Here is a 19,785-nt window from a genome sequence, read left to right on the forward strand (position 1 = left end):
ATAGCGGCGAGCGCGGGCCGGAGATCGGCCCCCCACTTCGGCCACGCTGCGGCTACGGTGATCTGTATGCCGCCGGCCAGCCGCTCGCCTACCAAGGAGGTCAAGCGGCGCCCCAAAGACCGCAAGGCACAGATCGCCCGCGCCGCCGCCGACGCCTTCAGTGAGCTGGGCTACCACGCGGTCAGCATGGAAAACATCGCGGCTCGGGTCGGAATCTCGGCGGCGGCCCTGTACCGGCATTCGCAGGGCAAATACGACCTCTTCAGGGACGTCTTCCTTGCGCTCGGTCAACAGCTCGTCGACGCGACCGCCTTCGCCGACGCACTGCCGGCCGACGCCGACCCCGAGGAGACGCTGCGCGCCGTCGTCAGCGCGCTCATCGATTCGACGATCGTCAACCGCACCGCCGGGGGGCTGTACCGGTGGGAGGGGCGTTACCTGCGTGGCGACGATCAGATCGCGCTTGCCGAGCAAGTCAAATTGCTCAACCGGCGCCTGCAGCGGCCGTTGGTCCAGCTCCGCCCGGAGCTGACATCGCGGCAACGTTGGATCCTGTCCGCCGCGACCCTGAGTGTCATTGGCAGCATCACCGATCATCGTTCACGACTCGGCATTGCCGAGATCCGGGCGACGCTCTCCGACATCGCGGACGCCGTGTTGCAGGCGGACTTGCCGGCGTCACGCACGAGTACGCCCGAGCCGGTACGGCCGGCCACGCTTACCATCGCCGCCGGCAGCTATGAGCTGCTCCTGCACGAATCGATGCGGCTCTTCAACGAACGGGGCTACCGCGAAACCGGCATGGAAGACCTCGCGGCGGCCGTCGGCATACCGGTCGCAAGCATCTACCAGTACTTCCCGAGCAAGGCCGCCATCTTGGCCGTCTCCTACCGGCGCGCCGCAGACCAGCTGTCCGGTGACCTCTCGACGATCCTGGCCACCACCAGTGATCCCGACCGGGCACTGGCCCAACTGATCGACGCGTACGTCACGCGATCGTTGGCGAATCCCGAGTTGGCCTGCGTGTATTACACGGAACGTCATAACCTGCCCGACACGGATGCCGTACTGCTGTACAACATCCAACGCTCCACCGTCGAGTCCTGGGCGCGGCTCGCGGTGGCGGCCCGGCCCGATTTAACGCTGGGCCGGGCGCGGTACGCCATCCACGCCGCGTTCGCCCTCGCCGTGGACATCGGGCGACTCGTCCTGCCCGACCCGAACCAGCCCGCTCGCAACACGGTACGCCGGATGATGGAGGTGACCGTCTTGGGCAGACCCCTGACCACGTTCGGTAGCCCGCACCGCTCCAGCACGCGCCGCCGCTGACCGACGCCGATTGCACCGGCAGTCGGTCAAAGATTCCACCATCAAATAAGAGCCGGCGCGAGAATAACTACCCACTTGCGCGGCGGAGCCGTCTCGCGGTCTGCGGTTGACCAAGGCTAGGGAAACCCCAAACCTGTTGACTGGGAGCAATTCCGCTCAAGCGGCCAAAGTCATGTCTCGGCAGTAGCCATGACCATGCTCTTCACAAACCAGCCGAATAGCGATTAACATAGCTGCCATCTGACCCACCCGCCGCGGCGCGGCGACATTCACGCCGTCGTGCGCCGGCGCGACCCGGTTCGCCCGCGCGAAAGGCACATCCGATGCTCGACAAGATTCGTCGCCTGCTCGACTACCAGCTGACGATCGCCGAGCTGCTGGGCCTGGCCGTGCTGCTGGGCACGCCGTATCTGATCGTCGGGGTGATCTGGTCGTCCACTCACACGGCGCACCTGCGCGACATGCACGGCGTCGACCTGGTGGTGTCTTTCCTCGGCTCGATCGTGTCGTGGCCCGTGCTGATATTCGCCAACGTGTGCATGACCTAGGGGAGTGACATGACCAGACGTGGACCGCTGATCTTCGCGGTGGCCGCAGTAGCCCTGGCTATCGGGCTGGGCGCCTTACGGTTCCCCGTGTTCATCGACGCCTACGACCAGTTCGGCTGGCAGGTCAAATGCGGTAGCGGTTTCACGACCGACCTCACCCAGGCGGCGGTCGCTGACAACAGCAACGGCCACGGAGCACCCGCGCAACCCGCCCGGTCCAGCACCAACTACGTCGGCCAATGCGACGACGCGCTGCTGATTCGGCGCGCGTGGGCTATCTCCACTGCGACGGTCGGTGGCCTCACGTTGATGGGGCTGGCGGCCGCGGCGCTCGCCCAGGACCGCCGGCGGGCCGGGGGCTGAGGCGCTTCCGCTGTACGGCGCCGCTATGCGTGGCTGCGCAGCCTAGCGCGTGCTTTCATCGGCCGTGTCATGGCGGGACTGCTGCAACCCGGGCGCGTCCGGGTCATCGTGCTGATGCTCGAGTTGTTCCTGCAGCTTGCGCTGTTCCTCGGTCGCCTGCCTGGCATCCTCGGGCGCGGGCGGCGGGTCGACATTGACTTGCTGGTCCACGTGAGATCTCCTCTGGCCGGTGCTGTCGCTCCAGGCAGGGTCTCCCGAATCGCGCGCCGCGAAACCTGGCGGCGTCCGGGCGCTAGCCGAGGTGCGCGGACAGCAGCCAGGCCCGCATCGACTTGCGGCCGTTGCCCTCGTCGCGGATGTCGGTGCCGGCGACGGCCCCGAATCCGTCCAGGACGCTGTCGGGAACGTTGGCGTGGATGCGTGCCGGCCGGATCTCGTCGATCACCCAGTATTTGGCGACCACTTCGCGCAGCTCGTCCTCGGTCACCGCGTTGATCGGGCTGTCGGCCGGCATGCCCTCACGGTCGAAGACCAGCACGAAATAGGAGGCGCCGGGTGCGGCCGCCCGCACGATGGACTGCTGATAGCGCTCGCGCAGCTCGACGGGCATCGAGTGGAAGAGGGTGCTGTCGACGATGGTCCCGAAGCGACCGTCGTAACCGCCGAACGCGCTGATGTCCGCGACATCGAAGGTGGCATTGGCAAGGCCGCGCCTGGCCGCCTTTTCGCGGGCCAACTTGATGGCGGTGGGCGACTGGTCCAGGCCCACCGTGGTGAAGCCGCGCTCCGCGAGGAACAACGACACCGCCGCCTCCCCGCAGCCGGCATCGAGGACGTCGCCGTGGAACTTCCCGGCCTCGATCAGCGCCGCGATCTCCGGCTGCGGTTCGCCGATGCTCCACGGCGGGCGGTTGCCCTCGCCCATCTCCGGGGCCTCGCCCCGGTAGGCGGCTTCGAACATTTCGTGAGTCGGTTGAGACATGCCACCGTTATATCAACCACGCTGATATATGTCAACGGGATTGATATGGTTTCCGGTTTCCTTATCGCAGGGTTGCGGTCAGGTAACCGGAATCCTCGCCGAAGGAAGCCAGCTCATCGTCGGGAACGTCGAATCCGTGGGCGGCGAAGGCCTCCTCGGTTGTCCGGATGTCGACGTGCCAACCATGCGCCGCCAGGTATTCGGCGGCGGTATTGCGGTCGCCGGTGTAGAAGAGCTCGGCCAAATTGATGTCGGAGCCCAGGCGTTGTGACCGCTCGGTCAACTTCTGCGCCCAGTCCGTCGGGATGTTGCGCAGATCCATGTGTTCGGTCGCGATCCGGCTGCCCGGCGCGGACAACGCAGCGATGTTGTCGAACAAACGGTCCTGCGCCTCGGGCGGCAGGTAGACGAGCAGGCCTTCGGCGCTCCACGCCGTCGGGGCGCCGGCGTCGAAGCCGGCCCCGACCAGGGCGGCCGGCCAATCCCCGCGCAAGTCGATCGCCACCGTGCGGCGCTCGGCGGCCGGCGCGGCGCCCAAGTCGGCGAGCACCCGCGTCTTGAACTCGATGACGTCGGGCTGGTCGATCTCATAAACCAGCGTGCCGGCCGGCCAGGGCAGGCGGTAGGCCCTGGTGTCCAGGCCGGAGGCCAGGATGACCGCCTGGCGAATGCCGGCTTCGGTTGCCTGCATGAAGAAGTCGTCGAAGTAACGGGTGCGGACCGCGATCTGCTCGTTGACGGCCTGGCGGTTGAGCAGGGGATCGTCGGAGCGGTCGATCTCGTTGTCGAGGAGCTTGACGAAGACCTCGCTGCCCACCGCGCGCACGAGCGGATCAGCGAAGGGGTCGTTCAGCAGGGGCCGGGGCCCCTGCGAAGCGATTGCCCGCTGTGCGGCGACCGCCGTTGCCGTCGCTCCGACGCTGGAGGCCAGGTCCCATCTGTCGTTGTCGGTGCGGGCCACACCTCATCCCCTCTCCAATTAGTTAGCTCGTTTAAGCGATACCGTCCACTCTACGCGTCCCGCTGGGGGATGACTGCGGCGCGAGGACGTGTTGAGATCGGGTATGGCCGACGAGATCGAACTGAGCCCTAGGGACTGGGTGCGCGACCAGACCGAGCAAATCCTCAAGCAGGGCACGACCGACGGGGTCGAGATTCTGGGTCGGCCCGTCGTGCTGGTGACCGTGACCGGAGCAAAGTCCGGCAAGAAGCGGTACGTGCCGATGATGCGCGTCGAAAACGACGGCCGTTACGCCATGGTCGCGTCGAAGGGCGGCGCCCCCGCCCATCCATTGTGGTACTCCAACCTCAAGGCCAACCCGGACGTCACACTGCAGGACGGCGAAAAGGTGTTCGCGCTGAGGGCGCGCGAACTCGAGGGGGCCGAGCGCGAGCAGTGGTGGCAACGGGCGGTCGAGGCTTACCCTCCCTACGCCGAATATCAGGAGAAGACAACGAGGCGGATACCCGTCTTCGTCCTGGAGTAGATGCGCTGCGCCGCAGGTGATTTCGTCGGGTGGCGCGAAGCAGGGGTCATCGACACCCCGACCGTTCTGCGCGGCAAAAGATTTGCATTCGATATGCGCCCGGACCGTCGGGTTGCGACCGGGTTGACCGGCCCATACCGTCGATACGCATAGGCAGGGCACGCTGAGCAGAACAACGACGTTCCCGGCGGCGGTGATCCATTGTGCCCCAGATGTTTACAGTGCGCTCTTGGCGCGTCACGGGTGGCTACCCGAACGCGCCCCTCATTGCATATCCCAGGGAGGGCCGATGCTACCCGCCGGGCGGCCACGCGAAAACGACAGCGAGGGGGCGGAACCGACGCGCGCCGATCGGTCGCGCGCGGTCATGCAGTACGACCTGCCGGCGTCGTTGGTGGTCTTTTTGGTGGCGCTTCCATTGTCGCTGGGGATTGCGATCGCATCCGACGCCCCCGTGCTGTCCGGCTTGCTCGCGGCGATCGTCGGAGGCATCGTCGCGGGGTGCCTCGGCGGGTCACCGTTGCAGGTCAGTGGTCCGGCGGCCGGACTCACGGTCGTCGTCGCCGATCTGGTCTCGCAGTTCGGCTGGGCGGTGACATGTTTCATCACCGTCATCGCCGGAGCGCTGCAAGTCGTGTTGGGACTCAGCAGAATCGCACGGGCGGCTCTGGCGATCTCACCGGTTGTGGTGCACGCCATGCTCGCCGGAATCGGGATCACGATCGCGCTGCAGCAGGTGCACGTATTGCTGGGTGGTGAATCGCAGAGCTCGGCCTGGACGAACGTCGTCGGCCTGCCCGCGCAAATCGTCGGTGCGCACCGGCCCGGGGTCGTCCTAGGCCTGCTTGTCATCGGCATCCTGGTCGCCTGGCGCTGGGTCCCGCCCCGGGTGGCCAAGATCCCGGGCCCGCTCGTCGCCATCGTCGCCGCCACCGTTCTCTCGGTTGCGTTGCCGTTCAACGTCTCCCGCATCAGGCTGGACGGCTCGGTGCTGGAGGCGCTGCGGCTGCCTCAGCTTCCCGAGGGCGACTGGGGGGCGACGGTGATCGCGGTGATCACCGTCACGCTGATCACCAGCGTTCAAAGCCTGCTGACCGCGGTCTCGATCGATCGCATGCACACCGGGGCGCGCACCGACTTCAATCGCGAGCTGATCGGGCAGGGGGCGGCGAATATGGCGTCGGGCGCGATCGGCGGGCTCCCGATCGCGGGCGTGATCGTGCGCAGCGCGGCGAACGTCAACGCGGGCGCCAAAACTCGCGCCTCGACGATCATGCACGGGGTCTGGATCCTGTTGTTCGCCGTGCCCTTCGCGGGGCTGGTCGAACAGATCCCCACCGCGGCGCTGGCGGGTTTGCTCATCGTCATCGGAATCGAGCTGTTGAAGCCGGCCCACATCGAGACCGCTTTGCGCAACGGCGATCTCGTCGTCTACCTGGTGACCATTGTCGGCGTCGTCTTCCTCAACCTGCTGCACGGCGTGATGATCGGTCTCGTCGTGGCGGTTGTCGTGACCGGGTGGCGGGTGGTGCGCGCCAAAGTGGAAGCCAAGCCGGTGGGTGACGAATGGCACGTGATCATCGAAGGGGCGTGCAGCTTCCTCGCCCTGCCCCGGCTGACGGGCGTGCTCGCGACGATCCCCGAACGCACCACGGTCACCGTGCACCTGCTGGCCAACTACCTCGATCACGCGGCGCACCAGGCGATCAGCGACTGGCAGCGCCGGCATTGCGCGACCGGCGGAGAGGTCAAGGTCCACAACGGGCTGATGGAACCTCATGGGCGCGTGCGCAAGCCGTCGAAAGCCCACCGCGCCGTCCACCTGAGCCTGGTCGAAGCGGAAGCCGGTTAGCCGCTACTTCAGGTCGGCCGCGACCCGCTCCAGCGCGGCGAGGTGGTCGTCGACGGTCGCGAGCCCCGCGTTCATGGTGTTGACCGACAGGTGGGTGGCGCCCGCGGCGCGCCAGGCCGCGATGTCGGCGGCGGCCTTGTCGCGGTCGCCGGTCCAGCTGACCCGGCCTTCCATGCCGAGGCCGGCCGCGTCCCGGCCCGCGGCCGCGGCGGCGCGCTGCACCTGCGCGCGCGCATGGTCCAGGCCCGGTCCCGGAGCGGTCATCGGGAACCAGCCGTCGGCGAGCCGTCCCGCGCGTTCCAACCCGCGGTCGGAGGCCGCGCCGATCCACACGGGAATCGGGCGTTGGGTGGGCAGCGGCGCCAGTCCCGCGGCGGTGACCGTGTGGTATGTGCCGTCGAAGGTGACCGATCGTTCGGTCCACAGCCTGCGCAAAAGCTCGATCTGCTCCTCGGAGCGCCTGCCGCGATTGGTGAACGTCTCGCCCAGCGCCTCGTATTCCACGGCGTTCCAGCCCAATCCGATGCCCAGGCGGAACCTGCCACCGGTCAGCAGATCGGCTTCGGCGGCTTGCTTGGCCACCAGTGCCGTCTGCCGTTGCGGCAGGATGATGACACCGGTCACGAGTTCCAGTGACGTGATCGCGGCCAGGTAGCCGAACAGGACGAACGGCTCGTGGAACGTCGAGTCGATGTCGTAGGGCCCGTCCCAGCCCCGGTGCACGCTCGGGTCGGCGCCCACCACGTGGTCATAGGCGAGGATGTGGGTGAAGCCGAGCCCTTCGACTGCCTGCCCGTACGTGCGGACGGCCGCGGGGTCTCCGCCGAGCTCTGTTTGCGGGAACACGACTCCGATGCGCATTCGTGTTGCAACCGCACCGCAGCGCCGTTGCTTCCCGCACGCGCCGAAAAAGTTTGGGACGGTGCCGTCTTCGCGCCTCTCGGCAAGTGGTCGCTCGAAGCGACGATTCTGAAGTGGTACCCGGGGGAATGTCCGACACCGTCGCGGTTGACAACGACGGCCGGCGCCCGGATATTTCCCCCACACTCGATGATGGAGAGGTGACCAGAACAAAGATCATGAGCGCGGTGCGGGTCGGCGCCTTCGAGCCGACCTTCGAAGCCGAGCTGAGCGCGCGCTACGACATCGAGAGGCTTCCCGACGGCCCCGGGCGGGCCGCCTTCCTGGCCGACCACGGGGCCGACGTCCGGGTGGTGATCACATCCGGCTCACCCGGCATCGACGCCGACATGATCGCGGCGCTGCCCAACCTCGAGGTGATCGTCAACAACGGGGCCGGGGTGGACCTGATCGATCTGCGGGCGGCGCAACGCCGCGGCATCGGCGTCAGCAACACCCCCGACGTCCTGTCGGAAACCGTGGCCGACACCGCCCTGGGCCTGATCCTGATGACCCTGCGCCGCTTCGGCGCCGCGGACCGCTACGTGCGGGCGGGTCGATGGGTACGCGACGGCCCTTTTCCCTATGGCCGCGACGTCAGCGGTCTGCAGGTCGGGATATTGGGCCTGGGCCGGATCGGGTCGGCCATAGCGACCCGTCTGCTCGGATTCGACTGTGCCGTCGCGTATCACAATCGCCACCGCATCGACGGGTCGCCGTACCGCTACGCCGGCTCGCCGGTGGAGCTCGCCGAGTCGGTCGACATACTCGTCGTGGCCACCACCGGCGACCACGAGACCCGCCATCTGGTCGACCGCACGGTCCTCGAGGCGTTGGGACCGGAGGGCTATCTGATCAACATCGCCCGCGGCAGCGTCGTCGATCAGGACGCGCTCGTGGAGTTGCTGGCCGGCGGGGCGCTGGGCGGGGCGGGGCTGGACGTCTTCGCCGACGAACCGCACGTGCCGGCCGAGCTGTTCACGCTCGACAACGTGGTGCTGTTCCCGCACATCGGCAGCGCGACCGCCAGAACCCGCAGGGCGATGGCGCTGCTCGCGATCCGCAACCTCGAGAGTTACCTCGACAGGGGCGAACTGGTGACACCCGTGCTGCGACCGCGCAGGTGACGGGGCCGGCGGATCATGTCAGATGCCTCACACCGGATGGTCCGCCCGCGGGATAACGGGTATCTGGCCATCCACCATGAGTGAGACCACCCAACGCCAGCTCGGGCAGACGGACAGTCCGATCGAGGACGAGCTCGAGGACGCCTTCAGCAGGATGCTGAGCGAGGGCACCCAGCGCCTGCACCGCACCTGGCGCGGCGTGCTGGTCACCGGCTTCTTCGGTGGCACCGAGGTGGGAATTGGGGTGCTCGCCTACCTGGCGGTGCTGGACGCCACCCACCGCCCGCTGCTGGCCGGCGTGGCGTTCTCGATCGGATTCCTCGCGCTGCTGCTGGGCCGCAGTGAGCTGTTCACCGAGGGTTTCATCATCCCCGTCGTCACTGTGGCCGCCAAGCGCGCCAGCCTCCCGCAGCTGTTCAAACTCTGGGGCGGCACCATGTTCGCCAACCTGGTGGGTGGTTGGGTGATCATGTGGCTGATCATGACCGGATTCCCCGAGCTGCATGCGCAGACCATCGAATCCGGCACCCACTTCGCGACCGCGCCGCTGTCCGGCCAGAGCATGGCGCTGGCCGTTCTCGGCGGCATGGTCATCACGCTGATGACCCGGATGCAACACGGTACCGATTCCGTCCCCGCCAAGATCGCCGCCGCCGTCGCCGCCGCCTTCCTGCTCGCCGGGCTGCGGCTGTTCCATTCGATTCTTGATTCGCTGTTGATCTTCGGCGCGCTGGCCACGGGCAAAGCGCCGTTCGGCTACCTGACCTGGCTGGGTTGGTTCGCCTACACGGTGGTGGGCAACATGCTCGGCGGCCTTCTGTTCGTGACGTTGCTGCGGTTGTTGCGCAGCAAGGATCGGCTCGAGGAGGAGCGCGCCGACGCCGAGTCCTCGTGACGAGCTTCTGTGCGCGTCAAAGCAGTTGCGGCATGACCTCGCTCGCCACCAACTCCAGATGCGCCAGATCGGACAGGTCCAGCAACCGGGTATAGACGCGCTGCACGCCGATGGCTTTCCAGGCGTCCAGCCTGTCGACGATCTCGGCGGGCGTGCCGACGAGTGGGCTGGTTGCCGCGCATTTCGCCGCCAGCTGCGGGGTCCGTTTGGCCTGATGCTCGTTCTCGAACCGGCCGCCGCCCAAGCCGAATTCGACGCGCCCCGAGCTCATCTCGTCCACCTGCGCCACCGCGATGGCCAGCGGGCCCGGATAGCGGAACGCCGCGGAGGTCACCAGGGTGCCCAGCCGGATGCTCGATGTCTCTGTATGTCGTTGGACGGCAAGCCGATTCCCAATGGCTACCCGGCCGTGGCCAAAGCGAGACGGCCAACAAGTTAACACCACGCCCGCAATTGGGTATGCCCTTAGCATGACCTCACTTCTTCCACCCACGGTCGTGACTCCCGCGCGGTTGACCTGCGCCGGTGCCGCCGACGCCGTGACGGCGGCCGAACTGCGGCGCGCCCTGCGCCGGTGGCTTCAGGAGGTGACTGAGGCCCCCGCGGAGGTTCGCGACGACATCATCCTCGGCGTCAACGAGGCGCTGGCCAACTGTGTCGAGCACGCCTACCGGACCCACCGCGCGGCCGGCACCATGAAACTGCAGGCCAGCCACGACCCCGCCGCCCAGTCGATCAGCGTGTGCGTCAGCGACCGCGGATCGTGGCATCATCCCTCGCGGCAGCGCCTCAGCGATCCCCGCCGGTCTCGCGGCATCATGCTGATGCACGCACTCGCCGACCACTGCACCATCAACGCCCGCCCCGACGGCACCACGGTGTGCCTGGACTACACCACCCGGCCCCAGGCGTCCTAGCCCGTCACCCGGTTACACCCCGACGGCGCGCTCGAGGTCCTTCAGCGACGTCTCCAAGTGGCCCAGCAGCCGCTGCAGGTGTGGCACGCTGCGCCGGCAGCCCACCAGGCCGAAGTCGAGGTTGCCGGCGTTGTTGGTCACGGTGATGTTGACCGCCTGCCCGTCGAGCGGAATGGACAGCGGATAGTTTCCGTCCAGCCGCGCACCACGCCAGTACAGCGGCTCCGAGGGTCCGGTCGACACGTTGGAGATGACGATGTTGAACGGCGGTGACGCCGCTGACAGGTAGCCGGGGATCAGCCCGAAGAACAGGCCACCGATGTTGAATGCCGACAGCGCCAGCTGCTGAACCGGGGGCAACTGCTGGAACACCTCTTTGGTGTCGCGGATCGAAGTGCCGATGATCTCGAGGCGCCGCGCCGGGTCGTCGAGGTCCGTGGCCAGGTTGCACAGGAATGTGCCGACCTGGTTGCCTCCGCGGTCGTCGTCGGCCTTGCGGAGATTGACCGGCACCATCGCCGTCAGCGGGGCGTCCGGCAGCGCGCCCTGCTCGAGCAGGTAGGCGCGCAGCGCCCCGGCACACATGGCGAGCACGACGTCGTTGATCGTCACCCCGGCCGTCGACTTGACCGCTTTGATCCGGTCCAGCGACCACGACTGGGCGGCCACCCGGCGGGCGCCGCCGATCCGGACGTTGAACATGCTGCGCGGCGCCCGGAACGGCAGCGTGAGCTGTTGCTCGAGCAGCGCGGCCCGGGCCAGCTTGAGCGTGGACGGCGCCAGGGCGAGCGCCGAACCGGCGACGTCGCCGGCGCGCCCGAGCAGCGACCGGCGCTGGTGCCCCCCGCCACGTTTGCGCGGACCGAGACTCCACGGGACGCGCACCTCGTCGTCGTGCGGGTCGGGGGTGAAGGCGCGCTGCACCAGCCGCATCGCCGACACGCCGTCCATGAGGGAGTGGTGGTACTTGGTGTAGACCGCGTACCGGCCGTCCTGCAGGCCCTCGACCAGGTGGGCTTCCCACATCGGGCGGTGCCGGTCGAGGAGGCTGCCGTGCAGCCGGGACACCAGCTCCAGCAGGTCGCGGACCCGGCCAGGCTCGGGGAGGGCCGAGCGGCGCAGGTGGTAGTCGAGCTCGACGTCCTTGTCGAACGACCACGCGAGGTTGGTCAGACCGCCGAAGAAGGCCGGATGCTTGCGGAACGTCGGTTGCACGTCCGTGCACTCGAGCATGGCCTGGTAGGACTCCCGGACGAAATGGGGTCCGGCGTCCTCGGGCGGTTCGAAGAGTTGCAGCGATCCCACGTGCATCGGGTGTTCGCGCGACTCGCCGATGAGGAACAGCGCATCGGTCGGCGATATCGGTTCCATGGTCAACCCCGTTCTTTCGTTGCGCCGTCCACGCGGCACACGCCCATGTCGTAGTAGCCGCAGCGCGCGTTTGTTAATCGCGAATCACCGCGCCGAATCCGGTCACCGGCCGAAGCGCTTGCGGGCGCGGCAGTTTGGGCGCATGCGCGCGAACCGGGGGCGGTCGAGGGGTGAAGGTGCCGGCGAATGCCCGAAACGGGACGGACGGGTGCTGCGGCTATCGCGACTTGCGGAAGGCGGCGGTGATCTCGGCGACCCGGGGGTCGGCGCGTAGCTCCTCGAGGGTGGCCGGTAGCGGAAGCCGCCAGTTCGGATACTCGTCGATGGTGCCCGGCAAGTTCGGCTGGCGGGGTTCGGCCAGCACGTCGTATGGCGAGATCAGCTTCAGACGGCTGGGGGTGGCCGCCAGCAACCGGTGCATCGCGGCGATGATCGCGGTTTCGTCCTGGTCCGGACCCGTCAGCAGGCCCTCGGCGCGCAGCAGCTCCAGCCACTCGGCGCGTTCCTTGTCGGCCACCGACTGCTCGCCCGCGACGTCGTCGAGCAGGCCCAGGTCGGCGCGCACCCGCACGTGTTCGCCGCGCAGGAATCCGGCCGCCGTGGGCAGGTCGTGGGTGGACAGGCTGGCCGCCGCCCGCGACGGCCACTTCGCCGGCGGAAGCAGCGGCTCGCCGGGCGCGGACTGGTCGCGGGTGAACCAGGACACCGCGCACCCGAGCATCTCGTTGTCGGCCAGCGCCTGGGTCACCTCCGGTTCGACGGTGCCCAGGTCCTCGCCGACGACGGTGGCGCCCGCCCGGTGCGCCTCCAGCGCCAGGACCGCCAGCATGACGTCGGCGTCGTAGTGCACGTAGGTGCCGCGATCCGGGCCGTCGCCCGGCGGAATCCACCACAGCCGCCACAGCCCGGCGACATGGTCGATCCGCAGACCGTCGGCGTGGCCGAGCACCGCCCGCAGCATGTCCCGCAGCGCGGCATAGCCGGTGGCGGCGAGGCGGTCCGGCCGCCACGGCGGCAGTCCCCAATCCTGTCCCCGCGGGGTGAAGTTGTCCGGTGGCGCCCCGACGCTCACCCCGGCGGCCAGCACGTCGGCCAGCGCCCACGCGTCGGCGCCGTTCGCGTCCACGCCCACCGGCAGGTCGTGCAGCACACCGAGCGCCATTCCCGCGTTCCGAGCGGCGTCGCGCACGGCGGCCAGCTGCTCGTCGCAGCGCCGCTGCACCCAGGCATGGAACGCCACCCGCGGCGCCAGCTCGCGCCGGGCCGCCGCCACCGCCGGCCCGGCGACGTCACGCAGCGGCGCGGGCCATCGGGTCCACCGGCCGCCGTGGCGCTCGGCCAGCGCGCAGTACGTGGCCCAGTCCCCCAGCCCCGTCCCGGCGGCCGATTCGTCCAACGGGTTGGGCCGGCCTTCGGCTCGCCACAGCAGTTCCAGGGCCGACCGTTTGGCCACCCACACCAGGTCATAGTCGATCCGCTCGGTGGTGGCCGAGACCCGCAGCGCGTCCACCTCCGCGCGGGTGTCCGGATCGGCCCGCCGGTACGCGTCGAGGTCCTCGACCCGCAAGGCCAGCGGAGTGGCGAACCGCCGGCTCGACGGGGTGTAGGGGGACGGCTGCACCGGATGCGTCGGACCGGGCGCGTGCAGCGGGTTGAGCAGCACCGCGCCGGCCCCGTGTTCGGAGGCCGTCCACTCAAGGAACTCCCGCAGGTCGCCCAGGTCGCCCACGCCCCAGGACCGCGCCGAGCGCAACCCGTAGAGCTGCAGCATCCACCCCCAGGTTTCCGGCGTCGGCGGCACGCGCGGCGGCGCGGCCACCAGGGTCGCCTCCTGGCCGTCGCTCAGGTGCAGCCGATACCAGCCCGGGGTCAGGTCACCGGGCAGCTCGTCGCGCACCTCGATCCGGTCCCCGTCCTCGCTGACCAGCAGGGCGGCGCGGGGCATCGGCCGGGGGCGCCCGTCCACCCGCACGGCGACGGTCGGCGCCAGGGCGCCGGCGCGGTCACGCTCGGCCAGTCGGGCCAACTCGCGGCGCCGGTCGGCTTCGCTCGCGGCCTCGACATCGAGCAGGCCGAGCACCCGGATGACGACCTCGGCGTCGACCTGCACGGGCTCCCGCCGCTCGTTGCGATAGGAGGTCGCCACCCCGTGTGCCGCGGCCAACCGGCGAAGGTCATCGGGAACCGGCTTGGGCTGCGCCGTCAACGCGGCGGCCCGGGTGGGGCGTCCGCAGGGGCGGCGGGACGGCGGTGACGCTGAAGCACAACGCTTATATACCCAGGCCGGGGATTCTCACACGCCCCACCCAAAGGCGTTCGCCGTCAGCCGCTTTCGCCTAGTGAACGCGAAACGGCCGCGTGAGCAACGGATTTCAGGTGTCTCGGCGGGAGGGCTACCTGACGTCGTCGGCCAGCTCCCGCGCCTCCTGTTCACTTTCCACCGCGGGCCCGGAACCGGGCAGCGGCTTGCCGGCCACCTCCGGTGTGAACAGCAGCGTGACGGCGCCCACCAGGCCACCGAAGATCAGCATGTAGGCGGGCGCCATGACGTTGCCCGTGCCGGAGACCAGCGCCTGGGCGATCAGCGGCGTGGTGCCTCCCACGGCCGATATCGAGATGTTGTACGAGATGGCCAGCGCCCCGTAGCGCACGTTGGTGGGAAACAACGCCGGCAGCATGGCGGGCGCGGTGCTGTCGAAGCACAGCTCCATCGCCCCGATCAGGAGAACGCCGAGGAAGATCACCGGGTAGATGCTGCCGAAGCGGATGAGCAGGAACGCGGGGATGGATCCCACGATCAGCAGTGCACAGCCCGTCCACATGATCGGTTTGACGCCGATGCGATCCGACAGCGCGGCGACCAGCACCACCGTGACCATCAGGATCGCCAGCGTCACCACGATCATCACCAACCCGGCGGTGTGACCGACGCGAACGAACAACTTGAGGTACGTCGGCAGGTAGCCGGTCAGCATGAAGTCGGCGACCTGTGAGGTGAGCACCAGGGACGCGCAGATCAGCAGGCCGCGCCACTGGTCGACGACCGTGCGCCGAAACTGCTGCCGGCCACTCTCGGGCGGGTGCGCGCCGTCGGTCGCGGTCTCGTAGGCGGAGGACTCCTCGAGCCGCAGCCGCAGAAACAGCGCGAACAGGCCGAAGGGCAGACCCAGCAGCAGCGGAATGCGCCAGCCGTAGGTCAGCATGTCGTTCTCGGGCAGCCAGGTCTGCAGCCCGGTCACCAGCATCCCGGCGAGCACGAACCCGACCAGGTTGCCCATGGGCAAAAACCCGACCATCATGCCGCGTTTGTGGTCGGGCGCCTGCTCGACCAGGTAGGTCATCGCGCCCACGTACTCGCCGCCCGTCGACAGGCCCTGACAGACGCGGGCGACGACCAGCAGGACCGGCGCCCAGATGCCGATGACGCTGTACCCGGGCAGCAAACCCGTCACGGTGGTGCTCACCGTCATCATCAGGATGGTGACGACAAGGACCCGGTGCCGTCCGATGCGGTCGCCGAGCGGGCCGAAGATGAACCCGCCGAGCGGGCGCACCACGAACGCCGCCGCCAGGGTGCCGAAGGTCGCGAGGAGGTGGACGCCACTGACGCTCTTACCGGGATAGAACACCTGAGCGATGGTGGTGGCGATGTAGCCGTAGACGCCGAAGTCGTACCACTCCATGAAGTTGCCGATGGCCGTGCCCATGATGGTCTGGCGCATGGCCGGGTCGGCGACCCTGATCTCTTTGCGTGCCCATTTCCTCCGGCGGCCCCGTGCACTCATCGACGAATTGCGTACCCAGAAGTGTCGCGGGCCGAACAAATCTCACTCCCAACCGGCTCTATCGTCTCCACCCGACCGGTGGCCGATGGTAGCGACCCGGGCCGGGTCGACGGGAATTCACTGACCTTTCAGGCCGCCGATGCGAAGCGAGAAATCCCGCGGCGGCGCGGACCGTTCCCGTGGCGCGGACCGCCCGCCGGCCTCGATGTCCTCGACGTAGCGTTGGGGGTCGCGGTCGACGATCGGCAAGCCCTCGGTGGTGGGATGCTCGGCCATGAACTCGCTGTATTGGCGCCCCAGCGCTTCACGAAGGCCGATGGGGGCGCTGCGACGGAAGTCCGACAGCCCTTCTCGCTCCTCTTCACCCATGTGGTCGTCGTTGGCCTCACGGGTGCGCCCGACCGCGGCCCACCACTCTTCGTCGCCGACTTCGGCGGCGTTGGCGTCGCGCACCCCGTCGCGGATGTCGTTGTGGTCCCCGATGGCGTCGAGCGTCTCGCCTTCGGCGTCGTCGGAGCCCCGCGTCAGCAACTGCGGGTAGAAGATCTTCTCCTCGATGTAGGCGTGCACGTCGAGCTTGTCGGCCAGGGGGCGCCACACCCGCGCCAGGGCGGCCTGGTCGGTCGGTGTCTGAGCCTGCAGGTCGTCCAGCCTGGCGAACTGTTCGCGGAACCACTCGTGGTCGGCGAGGATCAACATGGTGATGTCAGCCATCGCGACGCCCCACCTCCCTCACCGCTACGGTTCGCGGCCATGGTGTCCCATGGCGCCGAACCAGTCAACCGGGGGAACGCGCCGACGGGGCGGCGCAGACCGTGCGGATACACTGGGGCACCAGCATGCCGATCGACAGCGATCGCACGCCGTTAAGCCCCACCGATGTCAGAGGTTGTTTGTGCCGGAAAATCGCAGCGAGCCCGCAAGCCTAGAGCCGCATTTCGAGGACGTTCAGGCCCACTACGACCTGTCCGACGAGTTCTTCGCGCTCTTCTTGGACCCGACGCGGACCTACAGCTGCGCCTACTTCGAACGCGACGACATGACCCTCGAGGAGGCCCAGCTCGCCAAGGTCGACCTGTCACTGGGCAAGCTCGGGCTGCAGGCGGGCCAGACGCTGCTCGACATCGGCTGCGGCTGGGGTACCACCATCGTGCGGGCGCTCGAGCGTTACGACGTCAACGTCGTCGGCCTGACGCTGAGCCGCAACCAGCAGGCACACGTGCAGCAGCGCCTGGACCAGCACCCCAGCCCGCGCAGCAAGCGCGTGCTGCTGCAGGGCTGGGAGCAGTTCGACGAACAGGTGGACCGCATCGTGTCCATCGGCGCCTTCGAGCACTTCGGCCGCGACCGCTACCCCGACTTCTTCAAGATGGCGTACGAGGCGCTGCCCGCCGACGGGGTGATGATGCTGCACACCATCATCAAGCCCAGCGACGAGGAATTCGCCGAGCGCGGACTGCCCATCACCATGACCAAGCTGCGGTTCATGAAATTCATCATGGACGAGATCTTCCCGGGCGGTGACCTGCCGCAAGCTAAGAACGTCGAAGAGCACGCGACCCGCGCTGGCTTCAGCCTCAAGCTCGTCCAGCCACTGCGGCTGCATTACGCGCGCACCCTCGACACCTGGGCGGCCGCCCTCGAGTCGCGCCGCGACGAGGCCATCGCGATTCAGTCCCAAGAGGTTTACGACCGGTACATGAAATACCTGACCGGCTGCGCCGACCTGTTCCGCGAGGGCTACACCGACGTCGCGCAGTTCACCCTGACCAAGGGCTGACAATCCGGGCGAGCCGCAGGCGCGCCCGGATCGGTTTATCAGCCCCGGTCCCGGGGTAAATCCACGAGCAACAACCTGTTTGGGTGCGCGTCGACCGTCGTCGGCGCAAAACCGCAGGGAAGGATGATCGTGAGTGCGAAGCATCGAATGACCGCGGCGCCAGAGCAAAGACGGCCAGCGGATCCTGCGGCGCGGCGGGGCTCGGGTGTCGCGGGCCTGTGTGACGTCATCTCCGCCTCGATGCTGTGCGCGGCGGCCCTGACCGCCCTGGTACTCAACGCGCCCCACGACGAGAAGCGGACCGTCGAGGCGAGGCAGGAGTCGCCGCCGCCCGCGTCCCAGTCGGTGCGGCAGGAGGGCACCGTGATCGCCGTGTCGGAGGGCTCGGTCACCGCGCGCAGCGCCAACGGGTACACCCAGACCTATCTCGTCACCCCCGGCACCACCCTGATCGCTCACGGCGGCGTCCAATCCGGCAGCGCCACGCCGCGTTTCACCGTCAACGACCACGTCGAAATCGTCGGGACCATTCAGGACGGCACCGCCTTGGCCACCGCGGTCGCCGACCGCGACGTCGCCCACGGGGACGGGCCGCCGATGGATTTCCTTGACGGGCAGGTGGTTCCGGCGGGGCGCACCTGACGTTCGCCCGGTCTAAGCGCCGAACCGACGAATAGCCCTGCCGCGCAACGTGTCCAGCGCGCGGCCGTTTTCGGTGGATCCCCCCTTCTCCTGTTCGGCCTCCCGGCCTAGTCTGTATGCCATCCAGCGCCAGAGGAGGCCCCGTGAGCGACCACGAAGTAAAGATGATCGTCCTGTCGACCGACGACCTCGACGAGTCGATCCGGTTCTACAGCGAGACCCTGGGCATGCCGCTCAAATTCCGCGACGGAGCGCACTTCGCCGCCCTCGACGGCGGCCCGGTGACGCTCGCGCTGGCGACGGCGGTGGACCATCCCATACCTGGCCAGGTCGTCGTCGGCATCAAGACCGCGGACGTCGACGCCGCGGCCAAGGCGGTGGAGGCCAGCGGCGGCGGCATCGTCAAGGGGCCCTACGACGACGCGCACGAACGCCGCGCGGTGGTCTACGACAACAAGGGCAACGGCCTGGTGTTCTACAAGTCGCTGGGCCGCTGACGGGCGCGCTCATTTGCCGGTGCGCTCGCGGTGCTTGCAACCCGGCCAGCAGCACGGCCGGCGCTTGCCCTCTTCCAGCTCCTCCTGCGTCCGGCGGATGCGGCGCTGACGGGTCGCCTCCTGCTTGGCGTCCTCGACCCAGCAGATGAACTCGTTGCGGGCCAACGGGGTGATGTCCTTCCATGCGGCGAGCGCCGTGGCGTTGCCGATCAGCGACTCACGCAGGTCCGCGGGAAGCTCGTGCACCACTCCGCCGGGTATCCGCTGGCTGCTCATGGGCTCAGGCTAACCCGGTCAGGACACGTCGTTTGCGGGCAGTCGCCCTCAGCAAGGAGGACACATGACCCCCGACCGGCGTGTGAGCGTGGTGGTGATCACCTCAGTGGGTCCGCCCGCACGCGCTAGGAGGTCAAGTGCGCGCTGTCGTCGTGCAATTCGTCGCGGCGCAAGGTCATCGGGGTGAGGTCGGGAACATCGCCCCCGGAGACCACGGCACGGGTGATCGGCGTGAGCGCCCGGAACAGGGTTTCCACCTCGTCGTCGCTGAGCGCATCGAGTGCCGACAGGGAAAGCGCGTCGGTGGATCGTTCGATGTGGTCTTTGAGTTCGCGGCCGGCCATCGTCAGCGAGCCATCATCGGCGAGCAGGCCCCGCTCGGCCAGCCGCCGTGCGTGGTGCGCCCATGCCGCCTCGTCGTAATCGCGGGTGCGCGCGATGTACTCGCGGGGCACCCCGCCCGCGGCGGCATGCAGCACGTTGGATTCCCGGCCCGAGATGCCGGCGCTGGCCAGCACCGCCACGTGTCCGTCGCCGCGGTGCTCGCGCAACAGGGTCGTCGCGTGCCACAGTGCGGCCAGCGGATCGTCCGGCCAGGGCAGCGCCAGGTTCGCGGCGAACAGCGGGCGCCCGTCCATCGGCGCCTGCCGCGCCGCCTTCCCTGCTAAATCCGCTGCCGTGCGGACGTTTTCGTCCGCGCCCAGTCCGTAACGGCGCAGCGCGGCGACGGCGGACTCCTGGCGGGCGCGCAACGTCGCGTCGGGATCGGCGACCTGCCAGGCCGCCGGGAGAGCCTTGGCGACCCGCTCGGGGGCGAAGTTGTAGAAGATGGCGGTGACCACCTCGCGCGGCACCATGCCCAGCGGCGCGGACCGGGCCGCGAAGTAGCCCATCCAGAAACCGCGGAAACCGAGCGCGTCCAGCGCCGCACGCGCCTCCGGCGCGAAATACGTCACCGCATGCACCGGCTCGAACCGGTCGAAGAAGCGCCGCGCCAGCATCGGTTGTCTTTGCATCGTCGCAGTCAATCACAG

21 protein-coding genes and 1 pseudogene are annotated in these 19,785 nt (G+C 68.5%); 11 read left to right on the plus strand and 11 right to left on the minus strand.

What is annotated here, in order from left to right:
* Positions 1 to 66 precede the first annotated feature (66 nt).
* The 3 genes from U8D42_RS22710 to U8D42_RS22720 all read left to right on the plus strand — a co-directional run bounded on the left by U8D42_RS22710 (position 67) and on the right by U8D42_RS22720 (position 2,240).
* Positions 67 to 1,329 carry a TetR/AcrR family transcriptional regulator gene (locus tag U8D42_RS22710; RefSeq protein WP_322858150.1) on the plus strand — a complete coding sequence of 421 codons (1,263 nt, stop codon included), beginning with the start codon at positions 67 to 69 and terminating at the stop codon, positions 1,327 to 1,329.
* A gap of 323 nt (positions 1,330 to 1,652) precedes the next feature.
* Positions 1,653 to 1,877 carry a hypothetical protein gene (locus U8D42_RS22715; RefSeq protein ID WP_085242686.1) on the plus strand — a complete coding sequence of 75 codons (225 nt, stop codon included), beginning with the start codon at positions 1,653 to 1,655 and terminating at the stop codon, positions 1,875 to 1,877.
* Between the two features lie 9 nt (positions 1,878 to 1,886).
* A complete protein-coding gene (locus tag U8D42_RS22720) occupies positions 1,887 to 2,240 on the plus strand; it encodes a hypothetical protein (RefSeq protein ID WP_322858149.1) in 354 nt (117 codons plus the stop codon).
* A 42-nt stretch (positions 2,241 to 2,282) separates the two neighbouring features.
* On the opposite strand, the gene U8D42_RS22725 is transcribed toward U8D42_RS22720, so the two are convergent.
* From U8D42_RS22725 to U8D42_RS22735, 3 genes are all read right to left on the minus strand, one after another.
* On the minus strand, positions 2,283 to 2,450 hold the full coding sequence (locus U8D42_RS22725; protein ID WP_167542648.1) for a hypothetical protein: 168 nt from the start codon (positions 2,448 to 2,450) through the stop codon (positions 2,283 to 2,285).
* An 82-nt stretch (positions 2,451 to 2,532) separates the two neighbouring features.
* The gene (locus tag U8D42_RS22730) at positions 2,533 to 3,222 is read right to left on the minus strand and encodes a class I SAM-dependent methyltransferase (RefSeq protein ID WP_322858148.1); all 690 of its coding nucleotides are present in this window, start codon (positions 3,220 to 3,222) and stop codon (positions 2,533 to 2,535) included.
* Positions 3,223 to 3,283: 61 nt separating this feature from the next.
* The gene (locus U8D42_RS22735) at positions 3,284 to 4,183 is read right to left on the minus strand and encodes a class I SAM-dependent methyltransferase (RefSeq protein WP_322858147.1); all 900 of its coding nucleotides are present in this window, start codon (positions 4,181 to 4,183) and stop codon (positions 3,284 to 3,286) included.
* A gap of 103 nt (positions 4,184 to 4,286) precedes the next feature.
* On the opposite strand from U8D42_RS22735, the gene U8D42_RS22740 reads away from it, so the two are divergent.
* Together U8D42_RS22740 and U8D42_RS22745 are read left to right on the plus strand one after the other, a co-directional pair.
* Positions 4,287 to 4,709: a nitroreductase family deazaflavin-dependent oxidoreductase gene (locus U8D42_RS22740; protein ID WP_090419219.1), complete on the plus strand. Its 423-nt coding sequence runs from the start codon at positions 4,287 to 4,289 to the stop codon at positions 4,707 to 4,709.
* Positions 4,710 to 4,998: 289 nt separating this feature from the next.
* Entirely contained in the window at positions 4,999 to 6,561 is a 1,563-nt protein-coding gene (locus tag U8D42_RS22745; protein WP_322858146.1) for a SulP family inorganic anion transporter, read from the plus strand.
* A gap of 3 nt (positions 6,562 to 6,564) precedes the next feature.
* Here U8D42_RS22745 and U8D42_RS22750 read toward each other — a convergent pair whose 3' ends face one another.
* On the minus strand, positions 6,565 to 7,422 hold the full coding sequence (locus U8D42_RS22750) for an LLM class F420-dependent oxidoreductase (RefSeq protein ID WP_322858145.1): 858 nt from the start codon (positions 7,420 to 7,422) through the stop codon (positions 6,565 to 6,567).
* Positions 7,423 to 7,640: 218 nt separating this feature from the next.
* Between U8D42_RS22750 and U8D42_RS22755 the strand changes: the two genes are divergently transcribed.
* Positions 7,641 to 8,588, plus strand: a complete 948-nt coding sequence (locus tag U8D42_RS22755; RefSeq protein ID WP_322858771.1) for a 2-hydroxyacid dehydrogenase — start codon at positions 7,641 to 7,643, stop codon at positions 8,586 to 8,588.
* Between the two features lie 76 nt (positions 8,589 to 8,664).
* On the plus strand, positions 8,665 to 9,483 hold the full coding sequence (locus U8D42_RS22760; protein ID WP_085242693.1) for a formate/nitrite transporter family protein: 819 nt from the start codon (positions 8,665 to 8,667) through the stop codon (positions 9,481 to 9,483).
* 16 nt (positions 9,484 to 9,499) lie between these two features.
* Here the strand turns inward: U8D42_RS22760 and U8D42_RS22765 are convergent.
* Positions 9,500 to 9,847: pseudogene (locus U8D42_RS22765) on the minus strand (LLM class flavin-dependent oxidoreductase); the annotation flags it as partial.
* 106 nt (positions 9,848 to 9,953) lie between these two features.
* Between U8D42_RS22765 and U8D42_RS22770 the strand changes: the two are divergent.
* Positions 9,954 to 10,400 carry an ATP-binding protein gene (locus U8D42_RS22770; RefSeq protein ID WP_322858144.1) on the plus strand — a complete coding sequence of 149 codons (447 nt, stop codon included), beginning with the start codon at positions 9,954 to 9,956 and terminating at the stop codon, positions 10,398 to 10,400.
* A gap of 12 nt (positions 10,401 to 10,412) precedes the next feature.
* Here U8D42_RS22770 and U8D42_RS22775 read toward each other — a convergent pair whose 3' ends face one another.
* The 4 genes from U8D42_RS22775 to U8D42_RS22790 form a co-directional block, all read right to left on the minus strand.
* Positions 10,413 to 11,771, minus strand: coding sequence for a WS/DGAT/MGAT family O-acyltransferase (locus U8D42_RS22775; RefSeq protein ID WP_322858143.1), 1,359 nt, complete (start codon positions 11,769 to 11,771; stop codon positions 10,413 to 10,415).
* A gap of 217 nt (positions 11,772 to 11,988) precedes the next feature.
* Positions 11,989 to 13,935 carry a 4-alpha-glucanotransferase gene (malQ, locus tag U8D42_RS22780; protein ID WP_322858142.1) on the minus strand — a complete coding sequence of 649 codons (1,947 nt, stop codon included), beginning with the start codon at positions 13,933 to 13,935 and terminating at the stop codon, positions 11,989 to 11,991.
* A gap of 229 nt (positions 13,936 to 14,164) precedes the next feature.
* Positions 14,165 to 15,493 (minus strand): MFS transporter, encoded by a 1,329-nt coding sequence (locus tag U8D42_RS22785; RefSeq protein ID WP_085242696.1) that lies wholly within the window; start codon positions 15,491 to 15,493, stop codon positions 14,165 to 14,167.
* 180 nt (positions 15,494 to 15,673) lie between these two features.
* Positions 15,674 to 16,270 carry a hemerythrin domain-containing protein gene (locus U8D42_RS22790; protein ID WP_322858141.1) on the minus strand — a complete coding sequence of 199 codons (597 nt, stop codon included), beginning with the start codon at positions 16,268 to 16,270 and terminating at the stop codon, positions 15,674 to 15,676.
* Positions 16,271 to 16,451: 181 nt separating this feature from the next.
* On the opposite strand from U8D42_RS22790, the gene U8D42_RS22795 reads away from it, so the two are divergent.
* The 3 genes from U8D42_RS22795 to U8D42_RS22805 all read left to right on the plus strand — a co-directional run bounded on the left by U8D42_RS22795 (position 16,452) and on the right by U8D42_RS22805 (position 18,475).
* Entirely contained in the window at positions 16,452 to 17,336 is an 885-nt protein-coding gene (locus tag U8D42_RS22795) for a cyclopropane mycolic acid synthase family methyltransferase (RefSeq protein ID WP_322858140.1), read from the plus strand.
* A 123-nt stretch (positions 17,337 to 17,459) separates the two neighbouring features.
* Positions 17,460 to 17,978, plus strand: a complete 519-nt coding sequence (locus tag U8D42_RS22800; protein WP_322858139.1) for a hypothetical protein — start codon at positions 17,460 to 17,462, stop codon at positions 17,976 to 17,978.
* Between the two features lie 143 nt (positions 17,979 to 18,121).
* On the plus strand, positions 18,122 to 18,475 hold the full coding sequence (locus tag U8D42_RS22805; protein ID WP_085242700.1) for a VOC family protein: 354 nt from the start codon (positions 18,122 to 18,124) through the stop codon (positions 18,473 to 18,475).
* A gap of 9 nt (positions 18,476 to 18,484) precedes the next feature.
* Here U8D42_RS22805 and U8D42_RS22810 read toward each other — a convergent pair whose 3' ends face one another.
* Positions 18,485 to 18,751: a YdeI/OmpD-associated family protein gene (locus tag U8D42_RS22810; RefSeq protein WP_085242701.1), complete on the minus strand. Its 267-nt coding sequence runs from the start codon at positions 18,749 to 18,751 to the stop codon at positions 18,485 to 18,487.
* A gap of 125 nt (positions 18,752 to 18,876) precedes the next feature.
* Entirely contained in the window at positions 18,877 to 19,767 is an 891-nt protein-coding gene (locus tag U8D42_RS22815; protein WP_322858138.1) for an SCO6745 family protein, read from the minus strand.
* Positions 19,768 to 19,785: the final 18 nt, after the last annotated feature.

Origin of the sequence: Mycobacterium europaeum (assembly GCF_034555895.2) — a bacterium.
GTDB classification, from domain to species: domain Bacteria; phylum Actinomycetota; class Actinomycetes; order Mycobacteriales; family Mycobacteriaceae; genus Mycobacterium; species Mycobacterium europaeum.

Coding starts and splice junctions, on each gene's coding strand:
- U8D42_RS22810 (WP_085242701.1), bottom strand. CDS start 18,751: ATGAGCAGCCAGCGGATACCCGGCGGAGTGGTGCACGAGCTTCCCGCG.
- U8D42_RS22770 (WP_322858144.1), top strand. CDS start 9,954: ATGACCTCACTTCTTCCACCCACGGTCGTGACTCCCGCGCGGTTGACC.
- U8D42_RS22720 (WP_322858149.1), top strand. CDS start 1,887: ATGACCAGACGTGGACCGCTGATCTTCGCGGTGGCCGCAGTAGCCCTG.
- U8D42_RS22755 (WP_322858771.1), top strand. CDS start 7,641: ATGAGCGCGGTGCGGGTCGGCGCCTTCGAGCCGACCTTCGAAGCCGAG.
- U8D42_RS22790 (WP_322858141.1), bottom strand. CDS start 16,270: ATGGCTGACATCACCATGTTGATCCTCGCCGACCACGAGTGGTTCCGC.
- U8D42_RS22760 (WP_085242693.1), top strand. CDS start 8,665: ATGAGTGAGACCACCCAACGCCAGCTCGGGCAGACGGACAGTCCGATC.
- U8D42_RS22730 (WP_322858148.1), bottom strand. CDS start 3,222: ATGTCTCAACCGACTCACGAAATGTTCGAAGCCGCCTACCGGGGCGAG.
- U8D42_RS22800 (WP_322858139.1), top strand. CDS start 17,460: ATGATCGTGAGTGCGAAGCATCGAATGACCGCGGCGCCAGAGCAAAGA.
- U8D42_RS22710 (WP_322858150.1), top strand. CDS start 67: ATGCCGCCGGCCAGCCGCTCGCCTACCAAGGAGGTCAAGCGGCGCCCC.
- U8D42_RS22750 (WP_322858145.1), bottom strand. CDS start 7,422: ATGCGCATCGGAGTCGTGTTCCCGCAAACAGAGCTCGGCGGAGACCCC.
- U8D42_RS22775 (WP_322858143.1), bottom strand. CDS start 11,771: ATGGAACCGATATCGCCGACCGATGCGCTGTTCCTCATCGGCGAGTCG.
- U8D42_RS22785 (WP_085242696.1), bottom strand. CDS start 15,493: ATGCGCCAGACCATCATGGGCACGGCCATCGGCAACTTCATGGAGTGG.
- U8D42_RS22715 (WP_085242686.1), top strand. CDS start 1,653: ATGCTCGACAAGATTCGTCGCCTGCTCGACTACCAGCTGACGATCGCC.
- U8D42_RS22745 (WP_322858146.1), top strand. CDS start 4,999: ATGCTACCCGCCGGGCGGCCACGCGAAAACGACAGCGAGGGGGCGGAA.
- U8D42_RS22740 (WP_090419219.1), top strand. CDS start 4,287: ATGGCCGACGAGATCGAACTGAGCCCTAGGGACTGGGTGCGCGACCAG.
- U8D42_RS22815 (WP_322858138.1), bottom strand. CDS start 19,767: ATGCAAAGACAACCGATGCTGGCGCGGCGCTTCTTCGACCGGTTCGAG.